This is a genomic window from Streptomyces sp. NRRL WC-3549 (genome assembly GCF_000721935.1).
Taxonomy (GTDB): domain Bacteria; phylum Actinomycetota; class Actinomycetes; order Streptomycetales; family Streptomycetaceae; genus Streptomyces.
Window position 1 is genome coordinate 1 of sequence record NZ_KL585441.1, and the last position, 1,542, is coordinate 1,542.

1 protein-coding gene is annotated in these 1,542 nt (G+C 74.3%); it reads right to left on the reverse strand.

Features of this window, described 5'->3' with window-relative positions; all coding sequences use genetic code 11:
• Positions 1-1,356: right-handed parallel beta-helix repeat-containing protein (locus IH13_RS0133320; RefSeq protein WP_031090398.1), on the reverse strand; the 1,356-nt coding region annotated here is incomplete at its 3' end.
• Between the last annotated feature and the right edge of the window lie 186 nt (positions 1,357-1,542).

A 1,542-nucleotide genomic window follows, 5' to 3' on the forward strand; every position in this document is an offset into this window, starting at 1 on the left:
GTCCATCACATGGAAGCCGTACCCCTCGCTTCCCGTGACCCGGCAGCCGCGGAAGGTGCCTCGGCCCTCGGCCGAGACGTAGAAGCCGGCCTCCGCGGGCGAGGTGACCGTGCAGCGCTCGATCGTCGGGTCGGCGCCCTTGGTGACGATGACACCGGTCTGGGCGGCGTCGACGGTGCAGTTGCTCAGGGTGCCGCCGCTGCCGTGGTCGCGGAACCACGCCCCGGTGGACGCCTCACGGATCCGGCAGTCGTCGAGCTGGGCGGTGGCCCCGTCGCTCACCGAGACCGCCGTGTTGCGGATCTGCGACAGGTCGCTGTCCACGACGTCGGCGCGCGAGCCGCGGTCGAGGACGAAGAGGGCGTCGGGCACGTCGTGCACCCGGCAGGAGTCCAGGACGACCGCGGCGCCGTCGCTGACCCAGACCGCCGGGTAGTCGCCGGTGGAGTCGTGGATCTCGCACTGGTTGGCGTCGACGCGGGTGCCCGGGTCCCAGACCGAGAGTCCGTTGCGGCCGAACCGGCGCACGGTCGAGCGGGTCAGGGTGAGCACCGCGCGCGACCGGAGGTCGATCGCGTTCTCCGGGATGTCGTGGATGTCGCAGTCGGCGAGGGTGAGCACGGCGTCGGTGTCCAGGGTGACCCCGTCCCCGGAGGTGCGGTGCACGGTGCAGTCGGTCAGGTGAGCGGAGCCGCGGGCGGTGACCTGAACACCGCTGCCCTTGATCTCGTACACCTCGCAGCCCACCGCCTCAAGGGCGCTGCCCTCACCGGTCACGCTCAGCCCCGCGCCCGAGGCGTGGTGGACCCGGCAGCGGTCCAGGCGGGGGCGGGCGCCGTCCCGGACCCAGATGCCGGTCTGCCCCGCGGAGACGACCTCGCACTCCTCGAACACGCCCCCGGCGCCGTCCAGTACGGCTATCCCGACCCCGGCCGGATTGTCGACACCGCACCGGCGCACGGTCGGCCTGGCACCGCCCCGCACCTCGATGCCGGCGGCCGACCTGGTCACGATCCGCAGATCCGTCAGCTCCGGCGTGCCCTCCTCCACGAGCAGCGCGGGAGCCGCCGAGTCCTGGCCCTCCACGTGGATGTCGCGGATCACCGCCGCGGAGCGGACGGTCAGCGGCACCCCGTCGGCCGGCGCGATCCGCACGGACCCGGCGGAGCCCTCCGTGCCGCGCAGGGTCACCGCCCGGTGGACGACGAGATTCTCGCGGTAGGTACCGGGGGCGACGGTCAGGACGTCACCGTCCGCCGCGGCCTCCAGGGCCGCGGTGAGGGAGGCGTACTCGCCCGTGCGGCGGCGCCATCGCGATGTGCCGGTGTGCGTCACCTGGACCGTGCCCTGTGCCATGGTGCTGCTGTGCCCCCACCTCGTGCCGTGTGCGCTGCCTCGTGCCTGTCCGCATGCCGTGCCGCCGCCCTCGCCGTGACGTGCGGCGGCTGAGTCGGCCGGCCGGGGAGTCGGTCCGGCCGGTCCACCGTAGCGCGCGCCGGGGCCGCGGGTTGACGCGTCGGCCGGCTGCCGCTTCCCGGCGGG